We start from the raw sequence: 18,187 nt of genomic DNA, 5'->3' as shown, positions 1-18,187 counted from the left end.
TGGCCCCCTTTACCCATGATGTCGGGGCAGCGAGCCCCATTTCTCTGATGGATCAAGCAATTTATGAGCGAACTCAAACGGCAGGAGCAATCGGTGGATGAAGCCACTGTGCTGGAGTACCTGGCCCGTTATCCCGAGTTTTTCCAACGCCATGCCGCCGTGCTGGACAGGATCCGCATTCCCCATGAACGCAAAGGGTCGGTCTCGTTGGTCGAGCGCCAGCTGGAGCGCCAGCGCGAGCGGATCGAACAGCTGGAGCAGGAGATCACCGAATTGATGGGGATCGCCAGCGAGAACGAGCGGATCTTCCGGGTCTATGCCGATCTCTACGGCGAGCTGTACGGTTGCCAGACCCTGTTCGAGGTGAGTGCCGTGATGGGCAAGGCCTTTGTCCAGCGGTTGCGCCTGACCGGGCTGCGGCTCTGGCTCAATCCCAAGAAGTTTGCCCTGAGCGGGCCCGAGCAGCGCTTTCTGGCGCAGGGCAAGCAGCTCGAATCCCTGCTGGGTCAGCGTCTGCCGGGGCAGGATTACTACTTTGGCCGCCTGAGCCAGAGCGAGAAACAGGCGCTGTTTGGCCACGATGTGCTGGTCAACTCGGTCGCCCTGATGCGGCTCGGCGATCTCGGTGTGCTGGCTTTCGCCAGCTCGGATCCCAGCCACTTCACTCCCCACAACGACACCTTGCTGCTGGGCCAACTGGGGCGCTTGTTGCAACTGCGTCTGCCCGAGCTGACTCATGGCTAGAACACCGGCCAGGGCGCCCGCCAAGGCTTCCGTCGTCGCGCCGCCACTGCCCGCAGCATTGGCGGAAGAGCTGGCGGCCTTTATCGAATACTTGAGGGTCGAGCGTCAGCTCAGCCCTCACACCCGCAATAACTATCAAGCCCATCTGGAGGCGATGACCGCTGAGCTGGTGACGCTGGGTCTGGCTGACTGGGGCCGGCTCGAGGCGAGCCAGGTGCGCACTCTGGTGACCCGGATGCACAAGGGAGGGCTGGCACCCCGATCGCTGGCCACCAAGGTCTCTGCCCTGCGCAGCTTTTGCGACTGGCAGGTGCGGCAGGGGCGGCTGACCGCCAATCCGGCCCGCGGCATCGTCACCCCCAAGCAGGGGCGACCGCTGCCGAAAAACCTCGATGTGGACGAGATGTACCAGCTGCTCAACATCACCGACGAGCAGGATCCGCTGGCGGTGCGGGATCGCGCAATCATGGAGCTGATGTACTCCTCAGGGCTGCGTCTCGCCGAGTTGGTGGGGATCAATCTGGTGGATCTGAAGCTCGACGACCGTCAGCTCAAGGTGACCGGCAAGGGCTCGCGGGAGCGGGTGCTGCCCATCGGCCGGATGGCGGTCGAGTGGCTGCAGAAATGGCTCAAGGTGCGCCCGCTGCTGGCCGGGGACGAGAGCGAGGCGCTGTTTGTCTCCAGTCGCAAGCAGCGGCTGTCGGCCCGCTCGGTGCAGGCCCGCCTCGATGGCTGGGGCAACAAGCAGGCGCTCAACGCCCACGTCCATCCCCACAAGCTGCGCCACAGCTTCGCCACCCATATGCTGGAGTCCTCCGGCGATCTGCGGGCGGTGCAGGAGCTGCTGGGACACGCCGATCTCTCCACCACCCAGATCTATACCCACCTCGACTTCCAGCATCTGGCCAAGGTTTACGACAGCGCCCACCCAAGGGCCAAGCGTGATCCGGATGCGCAGGACGATGAATAACGGGCACAGAGCCCCCGTTGCAGAGGAGAGTCCATGCACTTCTATCGCCGCTGGCAGCCGGTTGCTGCCATCTCGTTTGACCTCGATGACACCCTCTATGACAACGGCCCCGCCATCGTGCGCGCCGAGCAGTGGATGCTGAGCCATCTGCGTAGCGAATATCTGGCCACCGCCATGCTCGACAAGCCGCGCTGGCTGGAGCTAAAACGCGCGGTGTTGCTGGCCAACCCCGAGCTGCGCCACGATGTCAGTCTGGCGCGCCAGCAGACCATCCGCGCCGCCATGGTCGAGGGGGGGATGGCCGACCAGCAGGCCAGCCGCGAGGCGGAGCTGGTGTTTGCTGCGTTTCTGGCGGAGCGCTCGAAGATCGAGGTGAGCGAGTCCACTCATCAGCTGCTGGCCAGGCTGGCCGAACGCTATCCGCTGGTGGTCATCACCAACGGCAATCTGGATCTGGCGCAGGCACGGCTGGATCGCTACTTCACGCTGGTCTGCAAGGCGGGGGCGGGCGCCAGAATGAAACCGGCGCCGGATATGTTTGAGCAGACCCGCAGCGCTCTCAAGTTACCAGCGGAGCGGATCCTCCATGTCGGGGATCATCCCGAGACCGATGTGCTGGGAGCCCGTTTGCACGGCTTTCGCGCCGCCTGGCTCAACGAGCGGCAGCAACCGTGGCAACAGCTGCAACTGTTGCCGGACGTGGAGCTGACGGCGCTGGAGGAGCTGACCGAGCTGCTGCTCTGACGAGGTTGGCGGTGGCCATGCTCAGGCGGCAATGGCTAGCGGTGCATAGTCGTCATGGGGAACCGTTCAAGACCGCTATTTGCGGCAAACCAGCCCGAGCAGGGTGTAGCGATCGCGCTGGTTGATGCGGCAGTAACTGATGCCGGCGGGCAACGTCTGCTGCAGGGTGATGGCGCTGTTCTGATAGCGGCAGACCAGATAGAGGGGGCTCAGGCTGCTATCGAGCTGGCTCCAGTAGTGGATCTCGTCGTTGTCGCCGTTATCCGGTTTGAGCTGGGCCAGCTCGGCAGGATCTCCGTCAAACAGGGCCAGATTATCGAGCCGGTGGCTGAGGGTTTCGTCCGGTTTGCCATCGTCATCTCGGGTGAACGCCTGCCAGCCCTGCTGCGGGGTCAGCAACTGCTGGCGAGTTTCGATGGTGGCAGGGCAATCAAATTGCAGGCTGGCGGCAAGGGCCAGGGTGGTCAGTAACATGGCTGCGGCTCTCTCTTCACGTCCTCAATATCGCGCCATGTTACGTCATCTTCCTCCGAACAGCTTCATCAGTTTATCAAGCAGATCAAGCTGTTGTGGTGGCTGTTTCATGGCTTCCGCCTCCCGCTCCAGCAGCGCCCGCTGCTCCTGCTGGCGGTCGCTCAGCACCCGGTAGAGGGGCTCGACCAGCGATTCCCGCTGCATCACCAGCTCCTGAAACATCGCCTGATTGATGCGATAGGTTTCGACGGTGGCCACCGCCCGTACCGTGAAGGAGCTGGGCTCGCCGGTGAGCAGGCTCAGTTCGCCAAAGAAGTCCCCCGCGTTGAGGGTGCCCAGTTTAAGCTCCCGTCCCTCGACGTTGACCACCATCTCGGCTTCCCCTTTGACCAGCACGAACAACCAGCTGGAGACATCCCCCTGCTCCAGCATGATGTCGCCGCTGACGAAGGGGGCGAACTTCACCTGATCGGCCAGCTGGAGCAGCTCGTCCTCCTGCAACATGGCAAACAACGGCAGTTTGCGCAGGGTGTCGGTACGCTCGGCGGTGTGGCGCTTGTGGCGCGCATCCTGATGTTGTTTCTCCTTGCTCATGAATACGTTGAAGATCGGCGGGGTGAGGCGGCGATCGTTGCGGCGCAGGGCGGCATCGATCAGGCTGCGCACCATGGAGTCGGTCGGATCATCGCGAGCCAGATCGGTCAGCCAGTAGCGCACCGCGTAGCGGGCAATCCCCCCTTCGACGTTCATCAGCAGGCAGTCCGGTTGCGGATACTTGGCGACGCAGGGGAGCTTGGTCTCCCGCAGGGATTTCTCAATCAGCGCGATGATCTGGGTCGGCAGGGTATCCAGCGTCAGATCGAACCAGACCCAGCGTCGCCACTGCAGCGGCTCGCCCCGACGGCGGCCGAGCACGGTGAAGCGCTGCTTGAGCAGGTGGCTGTTGGGGATGACGACAGTCTCCCAGTTGCGGGTCTCGATGGTGGTGGCGCGCCAGTTGATCTCCACCACCCGGCCCTGGGTGGTATCCACTTGCAGCCAGTCACCGATGGCGATGGAGTTGTCGAGCTGAATGGAGACCCCGGCCAGCAGGTTGCCGAGGGTATCCTGCATGGCGAAGGCGATGACCGCAGTGATCACCGCCGAGGTGGTGACTATCTCCCCGAGCGCCATGCCGGAGGCGTAGAGGCGAAACAGACCCCAGCCGATATATCCGATGGTGATGACGATATCGGCGATGATCCGCGGGATCCGCACATGGCAGAGAGGGAGCAGAAACTCGAACAGCAGGATCCCCCACACCTTGACCAGTATCAGGCCGGCCAGCAGGGTGGAGATCTCGACCAGCAGTTGATGGGGCAGCGGCAGTTTGAACCAGCCCCCCTCCAGCTGGATCAGCAGGATGACCACCGCGCTTATCATCACGAAGCCGAGCTCGGAGAGCAGCTCCCGTCGCTGTCCCGGGCGGCGCCAGAAGTGGGTCAGCATCAGGGAGAGGGTGAGCAGGGTCCAGAACGGGTGTTCGCCAATCCAGATCAGCGTCGGTAGCGCAGTGAAGTTATCGCCAGCCATAGCAGCACCTTATTGTGGTTTACCTCCAGCATAGCTGCTGCGGTGCGGGGAAATGGTGCGTTGGGGCGGCAATTTATTTATCCTGTGCAGGACAAGGCAAAGGAGTGCGATTACGTGGAATTTTCAAAGAAAATCATCTGTTTGATGGCCCTGTTGCCACTGGTTGGCTGCGATCTGCTGACGGACAAGTACCGGGTCGAGTTCGGGGATGGTTCCTGGCGCGAAATAGCTATTACCCCTTTCGCCAGTGAGGCGCGCTGGCGCGAGGGGTGTGCCACCGGCGAGGTGTTGACCGATATGAAGGTGCCCATCAAGCACGGTGACACGATCAATGGTCGGGAGCAGTTGCTTATCGGGGGCGAGAAGTTCGAGCTGGATGACAACAACCTCTACCGCAGCAACGGCATGGTGTTTGGCCAATCCCCTGACCATATCCAGCGTGGGCTCAAGGGGATGGATATCTGCCGTACCCTGCGCCCCGAGCGAGGCGGACTGCCCAAACTCAAGGCGCGGGGGTTTGGCGACTGAATCTATGGGGCTTAGCGGCCTGCCATCAATGCACTGTGCTGACGGCAGGCATCGCCAAAGGCCTGGAAGATCTTGATGGAGTGAGGGTTTTCATTGGCCTTCCACTCCGGATGCCACTGTACTGCCAGCAAGAAGGGTGACAGGGTGGGGGCATGAAGTGCCTCGATCAGCCCATCTTCTGCGTGGGCCAGTGGCTCCAGCCCGCTCCCCAACCGGTTGATGCCCTGTCCATGCAGGGAGTTGACCGGAATCCGCGCTTCCCCCATCAACTCGGCAAACCAGCTGCCCGGCAGCAGTTCAATCTGATGGCTCGGCCCATACTGATCATCGACCGGATCGTCGGCATCCTCCCGATGATCGTCATAGCCCGGCTCGTTGTAGACCTTCTGATGAATATCTCCCCCCAGTGCCACGTTGATCTCCTGCATGCCGCGGCAGATCCCGAGGATCGGCAAACCACGGGCCAGCGCTCCTTTGATCAGCGGCAGATCGAACAGGTCGCGATCCCTGTCCTGCTGTTTCTCTGGCGTGAGGTTCTCCTGGCCGTAGAGGGCCGGGTCGATGTTGGAACCGGCGCCGCTCAGATAGACCCCATCGGCCAGATCCAGATACTGCTCCAGATCGGCGGTGCCGCAACAGGTGGGCACCAGCAGCGGGACGCAGTCGCTGATGTCGACCAGCGGCATGATGTATTTGTGGGTCATCACCTGATAGGCGTGGCCGTTACGGGGCTGGGCGCCCATTGTCATCAGCACGACCGGTTTTTTACGGGTAGCGGGAGGCAGGGGATTTGGCATAGGGCACCTTGATTATCCTTGGCGTTGAAGTCTCATCCTGCGCCTTGGGTAGGCCCTTGCAAACCGACCGGGCAAGGGCATGCCTCAAGGCATGGTCATGGGATCCGGCGTCGGGCAGGGTGGCAGAATCGTCGGTCAGCCTGGGCAGCAACAGCCTGGATCCTCTCTCCAGTCTGCCAAGGCCGTTCAATATGTCAAACAAAATGATGCCAAATTGTTAACGAGTTTGTTTTGGCCTGCTCTGAAGTGGCGATTTAACTGGGCTGTTCAGATGGGGTGTCGTGGCCGTGTCGCCTTAATGGTGGATATATTAAACGCGCAGGGATGGCGGGGAATGGGGAGGGGCAAAGACATCAATAGAAACACGCCTCCGCAAGGGGAGGCGTGTTTCGGGGATCACAGCAGATCTTCGATCTCGCCGCGCAGATACTGGTACATCTCGCGATAGGCGACCGGTGGCTTGTTCAGCTCCCGCTCCTTGTTGGCGGAACGGATCAGCTGGCGCAGCTTCTGGCGATCCAGATCGTGGAACTGGGACATCAGCTCGTTGAGGGCGCTGTCACCTTCGGTGATCAGGCGCTCACGCCACTGTTCCAGTCGATGCAGGCGGGCATTCACGGTGGAGTGACGATTCTTGAAGATCGACAGGGCTTCGATGATCGGCTCCGGGTCGCGGCTGCGCATCAGACGGCCGATGAACTGCAGATGGCGACGATAGGATTCGTCTTTCTTCGGCTTGAGCTTGCGCCCCAGCTCGATCGCATCAGCCAGCTCTTCGTCCATCGGCACTTTTTCCAGTTCGCTGTGGCTAAGGCTGACCAGCTCATCGCCCATTTTTTGCAGGGCGTCGGCGTCGCGTTTTAGCTGGCTCTTGCTCGGGCCCCAGTCTTCGAACTCGTTGTCGTCTTGATATTGACTCATCGGTCTCTTGATTCCTGTCATTCACGTTTGGTGGATATGTTACCAGCTTCTCCCGCTGGGCGCAGGGGTCTGATATGCTTACCCCCCTTTCCTTCTTTCATATAGATGTGAGTTATGGATCAGCAAGACCAAATCCGCCAGGATCAAGCCCATCTCGAGGCCGTGGTTGCCGAAGCCCTGGAGATAGCCAAGGGACTGGGCGCCTCGCTGGCCGAAGTCTCCATCAGCAAGCAGACCGGGTTGTCGGTGAATACCCGGGGTTGTGAACTGGAAAGCATTGAATTCAATAAGGATGGTGCCCTCGGCATCGCCGTCTATCGCGATGGTTGCAAGGGATCCTCCTCGACCACCGATCTGAGCAAACCTGCCATTCGTGCCGCCGTTGAAGCGGCCATCGAGATTGCCCGCCACACCTCGGCTGATGATTGCGCCGGTCTGGCTGATGCCGAGCTGTTGGCCTGGGATGCCCCCGACCTGCAACTGTGTCACCAAATCGAACTGGATCCCCAGCGCGGCATCGAGCTGGCCATCGAGTGCGAACGCTTGGCGCTCGGCCGCGATGCCCGCATCAAGCACTCCGACGGAGCCGGTTTCTCCAGCCATCTCGGCATCAAGGTCTATGGTAACAGCCATGGCTTTGTCAAAGGCTACGCGGCCTCGCGCAACTCCCTGAGCTGCGTGCTGATCGGCGAGCATGATGGCGACATGCAGCGGGATTACGGCTACTCCTCCAGCCGTACCCTCGACGGGCTCTGGAGTCCGCAGCGCATCGCCGACGAAGCCGTTGAGCGTACCGTCTCCCGCCTCGGCGCCCGCAAGATCTCCACCCGCCATGCGCCGGTGCTGTTCCACCCCGATACCGCCTCCGGCCTGTGGGGCCATCTGGTGATGGCCATCAGCGGCGGCAACCTCTATCGCAAGTCGAGCTTCCTGCTCGACAAGCTGGGCAAGCAGATCTTGCCCGAGTGGCTCACCATTCAGGAGTTCCCCCATCTGCTGGGCGGGTTCGCCAGTACCCCGTTCGATGGCGAAGGGGTGCGTACCCGCGATATGGATATCATCCGTAACGGCGAGCTGATGAGCTGGCTGCTCACCTCCTACTCCGCCCGCAAGCTAGGCTTGACCACTACCGGTCATGCCGGTGGCATTCACAACTGGCAGGTTTCCAACTCCGGCCAGGACTTTCAGGGCATGCTGAAAGAGATGGGCACCGGCCTGCTGGTGACCGAGCTGATGGGGCAGGGGGTCAATATCGTCAATGGCGATTACTCCCGCGGCGCTGCCGGTTTCTGGGTCGAGAATGGCGAGATCGCCTATCCGGTCGAGGAGATCACCATCGCTGGCAATCTGGCCGAGATGTTCAGCCACATCGTGGCGGTGGGCAGTGACGAAGATGAGCGCTCCAGCCTCAAGACCGGCTCGGTGCTGGTGGAAAATATGAAGCTGGCGGGTCACTGATCCCGGTTTCAACAGAACCGAAACCATGAAAAAGGCCCCCTCGCCAACGCGAGGGGGCCTTTTTATCGGCCTGCGATCAGGGGGTTATCAGCCCTTGATGCGCTCGATGCGGCCGCCGAGGCCTTGCAGTTTGTGCTCGATGTCTTCGTAGCCACGGTCGATGTGATAGATACGGTCGACGATGGTGGAGCCTTCGGCCACGAAGCCGGCCAGCACCAGACTGGCAGAGGCGCGCAGGTCGGTCGCCATCACTTGGGCACCCTTGAGTTGCTCGGTGTCACGGCAGATAGCCACATTGCCCTGCAGTTCGATGTCTGCACCCATCCGTACCAGCTCGGGAACGTGCATGAAGCGGTTCTCGAAGATGGTCTCGGTGACCATGCCGGTGCCTTTGGCGACGGCGTTCAGCACGGTGAACTGTGCCTGCATGTCGGTCGGGAAGGCCGGGTAGGGTGCGGTCTTGATGGTGACCGGCTTGAGGGTGCGGCCAGTCATGTCGAGGGTGATCCAGTCTTCACCCTTCTCAATCAGGGCGCCAGCCTCTTCCAGCTTGACCAGTACCGCTTCCAGCAGGGTCGGGTCGGTCTTGCGGCAGGTGATCTTGCCACCGGTGACCGCGGCGCCCACCAGGAAGGTACCGGTTTCGATGCGGTCAGGCTGCACGCTGTAGTTGCCACCGTGCAGACGCTCAACACCGTCGATGGTCAGGGTGTCGGTGCCCGCGCCCTGGATCTTGGCACCCAGGGTATTTAGGAAGTTGGCCAGATCGACCACTTCCGGCTCGCGCGCGGCGTTTTCGATAACGGTACGGCCATCAGCCAGGGTCGCAGCCATCATCAGGTTTTCGGTACCGGTGACGGAAACCATGTCCATCAGGATGTGGGCGCCTTTCAGGCGGCCATCGACACGGGCCTTGATGTAACCATCTTCGATGGTGATCTTGGCACCCATCAGCTCCAGGCCGTGGACGTGCAGGTTGACCGGACGGGCACCGATGGCGCAACCGCCGGGCAGGGAGACGTCGGCAGCACCGAAACGTGCGGCCAGCGGGCCCAGCGCCAGGATGGAGGCGCGCATGGTTTTCACCAGCTCGTAGGGGGCGACGTGGTTGTTCACCGCACCGGTCAGCACGGTAACGTTGCCGTTGACCTTGGTGGTCGCGCCCAGCATCTCCAGCAGCTTGATGGTGGTGCCCACATCTTTCAGGCGCGGCACGTTGGAGAGGTGTACCTCTTCATCACAGAGCAGGGTTGCGAACAGGATCGGCAGGGCGGCGTTTTTGGCGCCGGAGATGGTCACTTCGCCGTTGAGAGTGCAACGACCATCGATTTTGAATTTGTCCATTTTTACTTCGTTACCAAATCAGGAGGGCAGTAGGAATTTACGTTCGCGTTTCCACTCGGCGTCGGTGAACGCCTTGATTGAGAGGGCGTGAATGGCGTTGCTGGCGATCTTGTCCATCAGCGGGGCATAGATGGCCTGCTGCTTCTTGACCCGGCTCATGCCGTCAAACATGTCACCGACGGCGATCACTTGGTAGTGACTACCGTCCCCTTTGACATGGACTTCGGACAATGGCAGAGCCTCAAGGAGTATCGCTTCAATTTCAGAGACTTGCATTATGCGTCCTCGGTTGTGAGCGGGGTTGACTGAAACAGCCCGGCCACCCCGTAGAGGTTGGCCAGGGTATAGAAATCACTGGAGGCGCCCACCAGTAGCGGTGTGGCGCCTCGCGCTAATGCGGCTTTGGCCCATTTGACCAGCAGTGCCAGTCCGGCGGAGTCGAGGGTGGTGACGCCGCCGAGATCGAGCCGGTCATCCTGCCACCAGTCGGCACGGCGTTGCCACAGGTCATTGACCTGTGGCGCCTGCAGATCACCGCAGAGGGTCATGACTTGAGCACCAGTGGCTTGGCGTTGTGTTCGCGCAACTGGGCGATCACCGCATCGATGCCGTTCTGGCGGATCAAACCGCCGAGCTCGCTCTGTTTGGCGGAGAGCAGGCTGATCCCCTCTGCCACCATGTCGAAGGCTTTCCACTCGCCGGTCTTGTTGTTCTTGCGCAGCTTGAACTCGAGGAAGATGTCCGGCTTGCCGGCCTCTTTCACGCTGACGTTGACGGCGGTGATGTTGCCGCTGGGGGCTTTGCCCGGTTCGACCTTGACGGTCTGCTTGTCAAAATGGGCCAGCGCGTCGGCGTAGGAGCTCACCATGTACTCGGTGAACACCTCGACGAAGGCATTGCGCTGCGCTTCGGTGGTCTCTTTAATCTGGTTGCCAAGCACCTTGTAGGCGGCGAAGCGGTTGTCCACATAGGGCAGCAGCTCTTCGCGGATGATCACCCGCAGGTGATCAGGATTGCTCTTCACCTGGGCCTGATCGGCTTTCAGGCGGGCAAAGGTCTGCTTGGCAGCCTGATCCACCAGCGCGTTGGGGTCGGTGGCATCGACTGCGGCCTGGGTAGACAGGGAAAAGAGCATGCTGGTCATCAGGCCCAGCAGCAGGGCGATTTTCTTGAACATGATTACTCCTTCTTGCTGTCTGATTTGCTGTCGGAGGATTGGCTGTAGAGGAACTTGCCAATCAAATCTTCCAGCACGATGGCGGATTTGGTGTCTTCAATCAGGTCACCGTCTTTGAGCATGGCGGTGCCCATCTCCTCATCGCTGAAGCCGGGCATCAGGCCGATGTACTGCTCGCCGAGCAGACCCGAAGTGAGGATGGAGAGCGAGCTGGTTTCGGAAAACTCACCGGCACTCTTTTGCATCATCAGGGTCACTTCGGGCACCTGGGTTTTCGGATCCAGTGCTATATCGCTGACCCGACCCACCACCACGCCGCCGACCTTGACCGGCGACCGGACTTTCAGGCCGCCGATATTATCGAAATGCGCGCGCAGGGTATAGGTTTCTCCTTCCGGTTTGAAGCTCAAACCGGCCACTTGCAGGGCCAGTGCCAGAATGGCTGCTATGCCAGCCAGCATGAAGGTGCCGACCAGGAATTCTACTTTGCTGAACTTCATCTTTACCTTATCCAAACATGACTGCGGTGAGTATAAAATCCAGGCCGAGCACGGCGAGGGATGAGTGGACCACGGTACGGGTCGTGGCCTGACTGATCCCGGCCGAGGTCGGCTTGGCATCATAGCCGTTAAAGAGCGCAATCCAGGTGACCACCAGAGCGAAGATCAGGCTCTTGATGGCGCCCTGCATGATGTCTTCCCCCCAGTCGACGGAGGACTGCATGGCAGACCAGAAGCCCCCTTCGTCGACCCCCAGCCAATCCACGCCAACCAGTTTGCCACCGAAGATACCGATCAGGCTGAACATAAAGGCCAGCAGCGGCATGCTGATGACACCGGCCCAGAAGCGGGGTGCCACCACCCGGCGCAGCGGGTCGACCGCCATCATCTCGAGGCTGGAAAGCTGCTCGGTGGCCTTCATCAGGCCGATCTCGGCGGTCAGGGCCGACCCGGCGCGGCCGGCAAATAGCAGGCCGGTTACCACCGGGCCCAACTCCCGCAACAGGGAGAGGGAGACCAGCGGCCCCAGGCTCTGCTCGGCGCCGAAGTCTTTCAATACGTTGTAACCCTGCAGCGAGAGCACCATGCCGATGAACAGGCCGGAGACCAGGATGATGGCCACCGACTGCACGCCCACCACATAGAGCTGCTGGACCAGCAGCGGGAAGTGCTTGCGCGGCTCGGGTTTGCCCGCCAGCGCATGAAACAACATGATGGTGGCGCGGCCAACGGAGCTGATGACGCGCACGCCGACTCGCCCCAGCTTGCTTATTTGACTTATCAACATCACAGATCCTGTAGCAGGTCGCCTGCCGGAAAATGAAACGGAACAGGACCGTCGGGCAATCCTTTGAGGAACTGCTCGACTTCGGGATTGTGCTCCTCGCGCAGCTGTTCCGGTGTGCCGTGCGCCACCACCTTGCGATTGGCGATGATGTAGGCGTAATCGGCGATGGTCAGCACCTCGTTCACATCGTGGGTGACGATGACGGAGGTGATGCCGAGGGCATCGTTCAGCTCTTTAATCAGCTTGACCAGCACCGCCATGGTAATGGGGTCCTGCCCGACAAACGGCTCGTCATACATGATGAGGTCGGGATCGAGCGCAATCGCCCGCGCCAACGCTGCCCGGCGCGCCATGCCGCCGGAGAGCTCGGAAGGCATCAGTTTCGCCGCCCCGCGCAAGCCCACCGCCTGCAACTTCATCATGACGATGGTGTGGATCAGCTCCTCCGGCAGGCCGGAGTGCTCCCGCAGCGGGAAGGCGACGTTGTCGTAGACCGTCATGCCGGTAAAGAGGGCGCCGCTCTGGAACAGCATGCTCATCCGCTTGCGCACCTCGTAGAGACGACTGCGGGAGAGGGTGGGGATATCTTCCCCGTCAAACAGAATGTGACCGGACTCCGGTTTGAGCTGGCCACCGATCAGCCGCAGCAGGGTGGTTTTACCTATGCCGCTCGGGCCCATGACGGCGGTCACCTTGCCACGAGGAATGGTCAGGTTGATCCCGTCATACAACAGCCGATCTCCGTGACTGAAGGTCAGATCGGAGATGGTGATCAGGTCATTGTTCAAACAATTGTCCATCCGGTGTAAATGAGGTGCGAATTTTATGGGGTAGTCTAGGTCTAAGCAACAGCAAGGAACAACTATTGAACAGGTCGCCAGCCCATTTGCACGACAGTTTTCTGCAACAAAGAGCGTTATCGGGAGCGGGGCTTACCATCCGATTCGCTTATCCGGGCAGACTTTTTTATAATCCCGCAGCTAATTTCGGCCCGGAGCTGTGTCTTTATGTCTGTAAAGCCTGAGAAAGTGTCTGAACTGTTCGATTTTCGTCGCAGTGCCCGCGCGGTGCTGGACACAGAAAAGCAAGCCATTGATGGACTCTATCAGTATCTGAACGACGCCTTCGACAAGGCGTGCGAGATGGTACTGCGCTGCGGTGGCAAGATAGTGGTCACCGGAATGGGCAAGTCGGGTCATATCGGCAGCAAGATCGCCGCCACCCTCGCCAGCACCGGCACGCCAGCCTTCTTCCTTCACCCGGGGGAGGCGAGTCATGGCGATCTGGGGATGATCTCCAGCGGCGACCTTATCATCGCCATCTCCAACTCCGGCGAGAGCGACGAAATCCTGGCCCTGCTGCCGGTGCTCAAGCGCCGCGGCATTCCGCTCATCTGCATGACCGGCAATCCGGCCTCCACCATGGCCAAAGAGGCCAACGTGCACCTGTGCATCAAGGTGGAGAAAGAGGCCTGCCCGTTGGGGCTAGCGCCCACCTCCAGCACTACGGCAACCCTGGTGATGGGCGATGCCCTGGCCGTCGCCCTGCTGGAAGCGCGCGGTTTTACCGCCGATGACTTCGCTCTTTCCCATCCGGGCGGTTCCCTTGGCAAGCGTCTGCTGCTGCGGGTTGGCGATCTGATGCATCGCGGCGAGCTGTTGCCCCGGGTAGGGATCGATGCCACCATCAGTCAGGCGTTGCTGGAAGTGAGTCGCAAGGGGCTCGGCATGACCGCTGTGGTCGATGGCAACGGCCTGCTGGCCGGGCTGTTTACCGATGGTGATCTGCGCCGCATTCTCGACCAGCAGATCGATATCCATCATACCCCCATCAGCCGTGTGATGACCGCCAACTGTGTTACCGTAGGCCCAGAGATGATGGCTGCAGAAGCCGTCAAGCTGATGGAAACGAGAAAAATCAACGGATTACTGGTTGTGGATGAAGAGAAGCGCCCGCTCGGTGCCTTCAACATGCACGACCTGCTGAAAGCCGGAGTCATTTGATGCAAAACGTACCGACCCTCTATGGTCCGGTGACGCGCAGCCAGTACGACAAGGCGGCGCAAATCCGCCTGCTGGTGTGCGATGTGGACGGGGTGCTCTCCAACGGCCTCATCTACATGGGAAACAACGGCGAAGAGCTGAAAACCTTCTGTACCCGCGATGGTGCGGGCATGCGAGCGCTGCTCAATGCCGGGATCGAGATCGCCATCATCACCGGGCGCAACTCCCGTATCGTCAGCGATCGGATGAAAAGCCTGGGGGTGGCTCACGTGGTGCAGGGGGCCGATAAAAAGCTGCCTCACTTCGAGGCGTTGCTGGCCAAGCTGGGACTGACGCCGGAACAGGCCGCCTACATGGGCGATGACGCCATCGATCTGCCGGTGATGACCGCCTGTGGCCTGGGTATCGCGGTGGCCGATGCCCATCCGCTGGTGCTGAGCCGTGCCGATCTGGTCACCCGTCTCGGCGGCGGCATGGGGGCGGTGCGCGAGGTGTGCGACCTCATTCTGCAGGCGCAAGGCCACGGCGACTATCAGCCCGAGGCCTCGGTATGAGCAGACAGACCCTGTTGTTCGCCTTGTTGCTGCTGGTGGCGCTGGTCGCCTGGCAGTTGGGCAAGGTGGAGCTGGTGCCGGAGAGCGCCGTCAAAATCGAAAACTATCAGCCGGATTTTGTCGCCAAAGATCTGGTGACCACCCGTTTTGATATCAATGGCAAGCGCACCGAACGGCTGGAGTCGACCTACGCCGAGTATTATCAGATCCTCGAGCAGGCCACCTTCGACAAGCCGGTGGTCTACATGTATGACGAGCAAGGTGCCGCCGAGTGGAAGGTCACCGCCGAAACTGGCGTGCTCAACACCGGCGACAACGTCATCCTGCGGGACAAGGTGCATCTGGATGGTCTGTTGCCCACCTCCTTCATCTCCACGCTCGATACGCCCTATCTGGAGCTGGATCTGGTGACACAGGATGTGCGCAGCAACCGGGAAGTGAACATTCTGGGTCGGGATTTCCAGACCCAAGGGGTTGGCCTCAAGGGCCATCTGGACCGCAAATATTTTGAGTTACTGGATCAAGGTCATGCAATCTATTTCAATGAAAAACGCTAATCTGGCCCTCGCAGCCCTGTTGTTGTGTAGTGCGGTGACCGCCAAAGAGTCCGACTTTGCCGAGAAGGTCTACGTCGATGCCGTCAAGCAGGTGGCTGAGATGCAGGACAACCGCATCACCTTCGAAGAGGATGTGACCATCAATCAGGGCACCATCAAGATCAAGGCTGACAAGGTGGTGGTGACCCGTTCCGGCGAGAAAGGGGCCGAGGTAATGACCGCCTACGGCAAACCGGCCACCTTCTTCCAGATCCTGGATAACGGCAAGCCGGTCAACGCCCATGGCAACACCATCCGCTACGAGCTGAAAAACCGGCTGGTGACCATCACCGGTAACGGTCAGCTCAAGCAGGAGGATAGCCAGGTCAATGGCGATCTGATCCGCTACGACATCGTCAAACAGAAGATGATTGCCGAGAGCAAGAGCCCGAACCAGCGGGTCAAGACCGTGTTCCTGCCGGATCAGGTAGAGAATTTCGACAAGCCCGCCGATCAGCAGAAGCAGGGAAAATAAACCATGGCAGTGTTAAAAGCAGTGGGCCTGCAGAAGAGCTACAAGCGCCGCATGGTGGTGAGTGACGTCAGCCTGGAAGTGGGCACCGGCCAGATTGTCGGCCTGCTCGGCCCCAACGGTGCCGGCAAGACCACCTCGTTTTACATGATCGTCGGGCTGGTGCAGCGCGATGCAGGTCTCATCACCATCGACGATCAGGACATCAGCCTGCAGCCCATGCATGTGCGGGCTCGCAACGGTATCGGTTACCTGCCGCAGGAGGCCTCCATCTTCCGTCGCCTGTCGGTGTTCGACAATCTGATGGGGGTGATGCAGACCCGCAAGGGGTTGAGCCGCGAGGAGCGTGAGGACAAGGTTCAGCAGCTGCTGGAAGAGTTCAACATCACCCACATTCGTGACAACTTGGGTCAGAGCCTCTCCGGTGGTGAGCGCCGCCGGGTCGAGATCGCCCGCGCACTGGCGGCCGAGCCGCGTTTTATTCTGCTGGATGAGCCATTTGCAGGGGTTGACCCGATTTCTGTGATAGACATCAAGAAGATCATTCAGCATCTGAAAGATAGAGGCCTCGGCGTCTTGATTACCGACCACAACGTCAGAGAGACTCTGGACGTATGTGAGAAGGCCTATATCGTCAGCCACGGCAAGATGATTGCCGAAGGTGCACCGGCTGACATCCTCGCCGATGAACAGGTCAAGCGCGTCTATTTGGGCGATCAATTCAGTCTATAGTAAGGGGGCATGCCTTCATTTCCTTTGACGCCTGCCTCGCTGAACATAAGGATATCCCGACGTAGATGAAGCCGACATTACAGTTGCGTCTCGGTCAGTCCCTGACCATGACGCCGCAATTACAACAAGCGATTCGTCTGCTCCAGCTCTCCACCCTGGAACTTCAGCAGGAAATTCAGCAAGCGCTCGAAAACAACCCTCTGCTGGAGCAGGAAGAGAGCGAGCAGCAGGAGAGCGCACCGGAAGCGCCGGTCGATGACAGTCAAATGGACTCCAGCGATGCCATGGCTCAGGAGCAGATGCCGGACGAGTTGCCGGTGGATACGACCTGGGATGAGGTCTACTCCGCCGGCACCGCCCAGAGCGCCGGCCCCATCCACGATGGGGAAGATAGCGTCTATCAGGGGGAGACTACCGAAAACCTGCAGGATTATCTGCTGTGGCAGATGCGACTCACCCCGTTCAGCGACGTGGATGCCGCCATTGCGCTCGCCATCATCGATGCTATCGACGAATCCGGCTATCTGACCGTTGCGCTGGAAGACATTCAACAGGCGGTGGGCAGCGACGAGCTGGAGGTCGAACTCGACGAGGTCGAGGCGGTGCTCAAGCGGGTGCAGCATTTCGACCCGGTCGGCATTGCCGCCCGTTCGGTGCAGGAGTGCCTGCTGATCCAGCTGGAGCAGTATGACCCGCAGACCTCCTGGCTCAATGAGGCCAAGGAGGTGATCCTCGAGCACATGGAGCTGCTCGGCAACCGCGATTATCGTACCCTCGCCCGCAAGACCAAACTCAAGGAGAGCGACCTCAAGGAGGTGCTGGATCTGATCCAGCTGCTGGAGCCGCGCCCCGGTAACGGCATCATCCAGAGCGACTCCCAGTACGTGATCCCCGATGTTTCCGTGGTCAAGAAGGGCAACAAGTGGGTGGTCGAGCTCAATCCCGATTCCGCTCCCCGCATCAGGGTCAACGAGACCTATGCCGCCATGGCCCGCAACGCCCGCAGCAGCACCGATACCCAGTTTATCCGCTCCCATTTGCAGGAAGCCAAGTGGTTCATCAAGAGCCTGGAGAGTCGCAATGACACCCTGCTGAAGGTGGCCAGTTGCATTGTCGAGCAGCAGCAGGGCTTTTTCGAGTATGGTGAAGAGGCGATGAAGCCGATGGTGCTCAACGACATCGCCGAAGCGGTGGAGATGCATGAGTCGACCATCTCCCGGGTGACGACCCAGAAGTACATGCATACCCCCCGTGGTATCTTCGAATTGAAGTTTTTTTTCTCCAGCCATGTGAACACCGAAGGAGGAGGAGAGTGCTCATCGACCGCAATTCGCGCGCTCATCAAGAAGCTGGTGACGGCAGAGAATCCTGCCAAGCCGTTAAGTGATAGCAAGATCGCGGATTTGCTGGCCGAACAGGGTATTATGGTGGCGAGACGCACGATCGCTAAGTATCGCGAATCCTTGTTTATCCCACCTTCCAATCAGCGCAAACGCCTGGTTTAGGCAAAACAAAAGGATGATGTTATGCAAATTAACCTGACCGGACACCATGTCGAGATCACCGAAGCTCTGCGTGATTATGTGAACAACAAATTTGCCAAACTCGAGCGTCACTTCGACCACATCAACAATGTTCATGTGGTGCTTAGCGTGGAAAAACTGAACCAGATAGCGGAAGCCAAATTGCACGTCAGCGGTGGCGAAGTGTTTGCCAACTCTGAACATGCCGATATGTATGCTGCGATAGACACCTTGCTCGACAAGCTGGACAGGCAGATCATCAAGCACAAAGATAAGTTAAACAAAAAATAA

Annotated in this window: 23 protein-coding genes; 12 read left to right on the top strand and 11 right to left on the bottom strand. The window is 60.0% G+C overall.

What is annotated here, in order from left to right; translation table 11 throughout:
- Positions 1 to 63: 63 nt before the first annotated feature.
- From I6G90_RS14275 to I6G90_RS14265, 3 genes are read left to right on the top strand one after another with little or no spacing between them, the layout of a single operon-like run.
- On the top strand, positions 64 to 744 hold the full coding sequence (locus I6G90_RS14275) for a DUF484 family protein (RefSeq protein WP_058053479.1): 681 nt from the start codon (positions 64 to 66) through the stop codon (positions 742 to 744).
- A complete protein-coding gene (gene xerC, locus I6G90_RS14270) occupies positions 737 to 1,714 on the top strand; it encodes a tyrosine recombinase XerC (RefSeq protein WP_197928032.1) in 978 nt (325 codons plus the stop codon). The genes I6G90_RS14275 and xerC overlap by 8 nt, the downstream gene beginning before the upstream one ends.
- Positions 1,715 to 1,747: 33 nt before the next feature.
- Positions 1,748 to 2,458 carry an HAD-IA family hydrolase gene (locus I6G90_RS14265; RefSeq protein ID WP_197928030.1) on the top strand — a complete coding sequence of 237 codons (711 nt, stop codon included), beginning with the start codon at positions 1,748 to 1,750 and terminating at the stop codon, positions 2,456 to 2,458.
- A 75-nt stretch (positions 2,459 to 2,533) separates the two neighbouring features.
- Here the strand turns inward: I6G90_RS14265 and I6G90_RS14260 are convergent, their stop codons facing one another.
- Both I6G90_RS14260 and I6G90_RS14255 read right to left on the bottom strand, forming a co-directional pair.
- Complete coding sequence (locus tag I6G90_RS14260) at positions 2,534 to 2,932, bottom strand: STY0301 family protein (RefSeq protein ID WP_197928028.1); 399 nt, start codon at positions 2,930 to 2,932, stop codon at positions 2,534 to 2,536.
- Positions 2,933 to 2,977: 45 nt separating this feature from the next.
- A complete protein-coding gene (locus I6G90_RS14255; protein ID WP_182933067.1) occupies positions 2,978 to 4,504 on the bottom strand; it encodes a mechanosensitive ion channel family protein in 1,527 nt (508 codons plus the stop codon).
- 144 nt (positions 4,505 to 4,648) lie between these two features.
- Here I6G90_RS14255 and I6G90_RS14250 point away from each other — a divergent pair, with 144 nt between their 5' ends.
- The gene (locus tag I6G90_RS14250) at positions 4,649 to 5,032 is read left to right on the top strand and encodes a hypothetical protein (RefSeq protein ID WP_197931204.1); all 384 of its coding nucleotides are present in this window, start codon (positions 4,649 to 4,651) and stop codon (positions 5,030 to 5,032) included.
- A gap of 11 nt (positions 5,033 to 5,043) precedes the next feature.
- Here I6G90_RS14250 and I6G90_RS14245 read toward each other — a convergent pair whose 3' ends face one another.
- Both I6G90_RS14245 and yjgA read right to left on the bottom strand, forming a co-directional pair.
- Positions 5,044 to 5,829, bottom strand: coding sequence for a gamma-glutamyl-gamma-aminobutyrate hydrolase family protein (locus tag I6G90_RS14245; RefSeq protein WP_197928026.1), 786 nt, complete (start codon positions 5,827 to 5,829; stop codon positions 5,044 to 5,046).
- A gap of 396 nt (positions 5,830 to 6,225) precedes the next feature.
- Positions 6,226 to 6,750 (bottom strand): ribosome biogenesis factor YjgA, encoded by a 525-nt coding sequence (gene yjgA, locus I6G90_RS14240; protein ID WP_287867916.1) that lies wholly within the window; start codon positions 6,748 to 6,750, stop codon positions 6,226 to 6,228.
- 114 nt (positions 6,751 to 6,864) lie between these two features.
- Here yjgA and pmbA point away from each other — a divergent pair, with 114 nt between their 5' ends.
- On the top strand, positions 6,865 to 8,208 hold the full coding sequence (gene pmbA, locus I6G90_RS14235) for a metalloprotease PmbA (RefSeq protein WP_197928022.1): 1,344 nt from the start codon (positions 6,865 to 6,867) through the stop codon (positions 8,206 to 8,208).
- Positions 8,209 to 8,295: 87 nt separating this feature from the next.
- Here pmbA and murA read toward each other — a convergent pair whose 3' ends face one another.
- Genes murA through mlaF form a run of 7 tightly spaced genes read right to left on the bottom strand, consistent with a single transcriptional unit; the run spans position 8,296 to position 12,816 of the window.
- Positions 8,296 to 9,552 (bottom strand): UDP-N-acetylglucosamine 1-carboxyvinyltransferase, encoded by a 1,257-nt coding sequence (gene murA / locus I6G90_RS14230; RefSeq protein WP_042655653.1) that lies wholly within the window; start codon positions 9,550 to 9,552, stop codon positions 8,296 to 8,298.
- An 18-nt stretch (positions 9,553 to 9,570) separates the two neighbouring features.
- On the bottom strand, positions 9,571 to 9,828 hold the full coding sequence (gene ibaG, locus I6G90_RS14225) for a BolA family iron metabolism protein IbaG (protein ID WP_005306001.1): 258 nt from the start codon (positions 9,826 to 9,828) through the stop codon (positions 9,571 to 9,573).
- Entirely contained in the window at positions 9,828 to 10,100 is a 273-nt protein-coding gene (locus tag I6G90_RS14220) for an STAS domain-containing protein (protein WP_182933065.1), read from the bottom strand. The genes ibaG and I6G90_RS14220 overlap by 1 nt, the downstream gene beginning before the upstream one ends.
- Entirely contained in the window at positions 10,097 to 10,729 is a 633-nt protein-coding gene (locus tag I6G90_RS14215; RefSeq protein WP_197928020.1) for an MlaC/ttg2D family ABC transporter substrate-binding protein, read from the bottom strand. Before I6G90_RS14215 ends, I6G90_RS14220 begins: the two co-directional genes overlap by 4 nt.
- 2 nt (positions 10,730 to 10,731) lie before the next feature.
- A complete protein-coding gene (mlaD, locus tag I6G90_RS14210) occupies positions 10,732 to 11,229 on the bottom strand; it encodes an outer membrane lipid asymmetry maintenance protein MlaD (protein ID WP_058053468.1) in 498 nt (165 codons plus the stop codon).
- A 7-nt stretch (positions 11,230 to 11,236) separates the two neighbouring features.
- Positions 11,237 to 12,016 carry a lipid asymmetry maintenance ABC transporter permease subunit MlaE gene (mlaE, locus tag I6G90_RS14205; protein WP_111806417.1) on the bottom strand — a complete coding sequence of 260 codons (780 nt, stop codon included), beginning with the start codon at positions 12,014 to 12,016 and terminating at the stop codon, positions 11,237 to 11,239.
- A complete protein-coding gene (gene mlaF / locus I6G90_RS14200; RefSeq protein ID WP_058053466.1) occupies positions 12,016 to 12,816 on the bottom strand; it encodes a phospholipid ABC transporter ATP-binding protein MlaF in 801 nt (266 codons plus the stop codon). Before mlaF ends, mlaE begins: the two co-directional genes overlap by 1 nt.
- Before the next feature lie 207 nt (positions 12,817 to 13,023).
- Between mlaF and I6G90_RS14195 the strand changes: the two genes are divergently transcribed.
- The 7 genes from I6G90_RS14195 to hpf all read left to right on the top strand — a co-directional run bounded on the left by I6G90_RS14195 (position 13,024) and on the right by hpf (position 18,187).
- Positions 13,024 to 14,019: a KpsF/GutQ family sugar-phosphate isomerase gene (locus I6G90_RS14195; protein ID WP_042655659.1), complete on the top strand. Its 996-nt coding sequence runs from the start codon at positions 13,024 to 13,026 to the stop codon at positions 14,017 to 14,019.
- Positions 14,019 to 14,573: a 3-deoxy-manno-octulosonate-8-phosphatase KdsC gene (gene kdsC, locus I6G90_RS14190; RefSeq protein ID WP_197928018.1), complete on the top strand. Its 555-nt coding sequence runs from the start codon at positions 14,019 to 14,021 to the stop codon at positions 14,571 to 14,573. Before I6G90_RS14195 ends, kdsC begins: the two co-directional genes overlap by 1 nt.
- Entirely contained in the window at positions 14,570 to 15,130 is a 561-nt protein-coding gene (gene lptC, locus I6G90_RS14185) for an LPS export ABC transporter periplasmic protein LptC (protein ID WP_042655661.1), read from the top strand. Before kdsC ends, lptC begins: the two co-directional genes overlap by 4 nt.
- Positions 15,117 to 15,644: a lipopolysaccharide transport periplasmic protein LptA gene (gene lptA / locus I6G90_RS14180; protein WP_197931203.1), complete on the top strand. Its 528-nt coding sequence runs from the start codon at positions 15,117 to 15,119 to the stop codon at positions 15,642 to 15,644. Before lptC ends, lptA begins: the two co-directional genes overlap by 14 nt.
- 3 nt (positions 15,645 to 15,647) lie before the next feature.
- Positions 15,648 to 16,373 (top strand): LPS export ABC transporter ATP-binding protein, encoded by a 726-nt coding sequence (gene lptB / locus I6G90_RS14175; RefSeq protein ID WP_005336333.1) that lies wholly within the window; start codon positions 15,648 to 15,650, stop codon positions 16,371 to 16,373.
- A gap of 65 nt (positions 16,374 to 16,438) precedes the next feature.
- Positions 16,439 to 17,878: an RNA polymerase factor sigma-54 gene (locus I6G90_RS14170; protein WP_197928016.1), complete on the top strand. Its 1,440-nt coding sequence runs from the start codon at positions 16,439 to 16,441 to the stop codon at positions 17,876 to 17,878.
- 21 nt (positions 17,879 to 17,899) lie between these two features.
- Entirely contained in the window at positions 17,900 to 18,187 is a 288-nt protein-coding gene (hpf, locus tag I6G90_RS14165; RefSeq protein ID WP_005336323.1) for a ribosome hibernation promoting factor, read from the top strand.

The organism is Aeromonas allosaccharophila (genome assembly GCF_016026615.1).
Taxonomy (GTDB): Bacteria; Pseudomonadota; Gammaproteobacteria; order Enterobacterales; family Aeromonadaceae; genus Aeromonas; species Aeromonas allosaccharophila.
This window is presented reverse-complemented; position numbering and strand designations above follow the sequence as displayed.

Bases quoted from the DNA above. Each gene is read 5' to 3' on its own strand.
- I6G90_RS14275 (WP_058053479.1), top strand. From the start codon at position 64: ATGAGCGAACTCAAACGGCAGGAGCAATCGGTGGATGAAGCCACTGTG.
- xerC (WP_197928032.1), top strand. From the start codon at position 737: ATGGCTAGAACACCGGCCAGGGCGCCCGCCAAGGCTTCCGTCGTCGCG.
- I6G90_RS14265 (WP_197928030.1), top strand. From the start codon at position 1,748: ATGCACTTCTATCGCCGCTGGCAGCCGGTTGCTGCCATCTCGTTTGAC.
- I6G90_RS14260 (WP_197928028.1), bottom strand. From the start codon at position 2,932: ATGTTACTGACCACCCTGGCCCTTGCCGCCAGCCTGCAATTTGATTGC.
- I6G90_RS14255 (WP_182933067.1), bottom strand. From the start codon at position 4,504: ATGGCTGGCGATAACTTCACTGCGCTACCGACGCTGATCTGGATTGGC.
- I6G90_RS14250 (WP_197931204.1), top strand. From the start codon at position 4,649: ATGGCCCTGTTGCCACTGGTTGGCTGCGATCTGCTGACGGACAAGTAC.
- I6G90_RS14245 (WP_197928026.1), bottom strand. From the start codon at position 5,829: ATGCCAAATCCCCTGCCTCCCGCTACCCGTAAAAAACCGGTCGTGCTG.
- yjgA (WP_287867916.1), bottom strand. From the start codon at position 6,750: ATGAGTCAATATCAAGACGACAACGAGTTCGAAGACTGGGGCCCGAGC.
- pmbA (WP_197928022.1), top strand. From the start codon at position 6,865: ATGGATCAGCAAGACCAAATCCGCCAGGATCAAGCCCATCTCGAGGCC.
- murA (WP_042655653.1), bottom strand. From the start codon at position 9,552: ATGGACAAATTCAAAATCGATGGTCGTTGCACTCTCAACGGCGAAGTG.
- ibaG (WP_005306001.1), bottom strand. From the start codon at position 9,828: ATGCAAGTCTCTGAAATTGAAGCGATACTCCTTGAGGCTCTGCCATTG.
- I6G90_RS14220 (WP_182933065.1), bottom strand. From the start codon at position 10,100: ATGACCCTCTGCGGTGATCTGCAGGCGCCACAGGTCAATGACCTGTGG.
- I6G90_RS14215 (WP_197928020.1), bottom strand. From the start codon at position 10,729: ATGTTCAAGAAAATCGCCCTGCTGCTGGGCCTGATGACCAGCATGCTC.
- mlaD (WP_058053468.1), bottom strand. From the start codon at position 11,229: ATGAAGTTCAGCAAAGTAGAATTCCTGGTCGGCACCTTCATGCTGGCT.
- mlaE (WP_111806417.1), bottom strand. From the start codon at position 12,016: ATGTTGATAAGTCAAATAAGCAAGCTGGGGCGAGTCGGCGTGCGCGTC.
- mlaF (WP_058053466.1), bottom strand. From the start codon at position 12,816: ATGGACAATTGTTTGAACAATGACCTGATCACCATCTCCGATCTGACC.
- I6G90_RS14195 (WP_042655659.1), top strand. From the start codon at position 13,024: ATGTCTGTAAAGCCTGAGAAAGTGTCTGAACTGTTCGATTTTCGTCGC.
- kdsC (WP_197928018.1), top strand. From the start codon at position 14,019: ATGCAAAACGTACCGACCCTCTATGGTCCGGTGACGCGCAGCCAGTAC.
- lptC (WP_042655661.1), top strand. From the start codon at position 14,570: ATGAGCAGACAGACCCTGTTGTTCGCCTTGTTGCTGCTGGTGGCGCTG.
- lptA (WP_197931203.1), top strand. From the start codon at position 15,117: ATGAAAAACGCTAATCTGGCCCTCGCAGCCCTGTTGTTGTGTAGTGCG.
- lptB (WP_005336333.1), top strand. From the start codon at position 15,648: ATGGCAGTGTTAAAAGCAGTGGGCCTGCAGAAGAGCTACAAGCGCCGC.
- I6G90_RS14170 (WP_197928016.1), top strand. From the start codon at position 16,439: ATGAAGCCGACATTACAGTTGCGTCTCGGTCAGTCCCTGACCATGACG.
- hpf (WP_005336323.1), top strand. From the start codon at position 17,900: ATGCAAATTAACCTGACCGGACACCATGTCGAGATCACCGAAGCTCTG.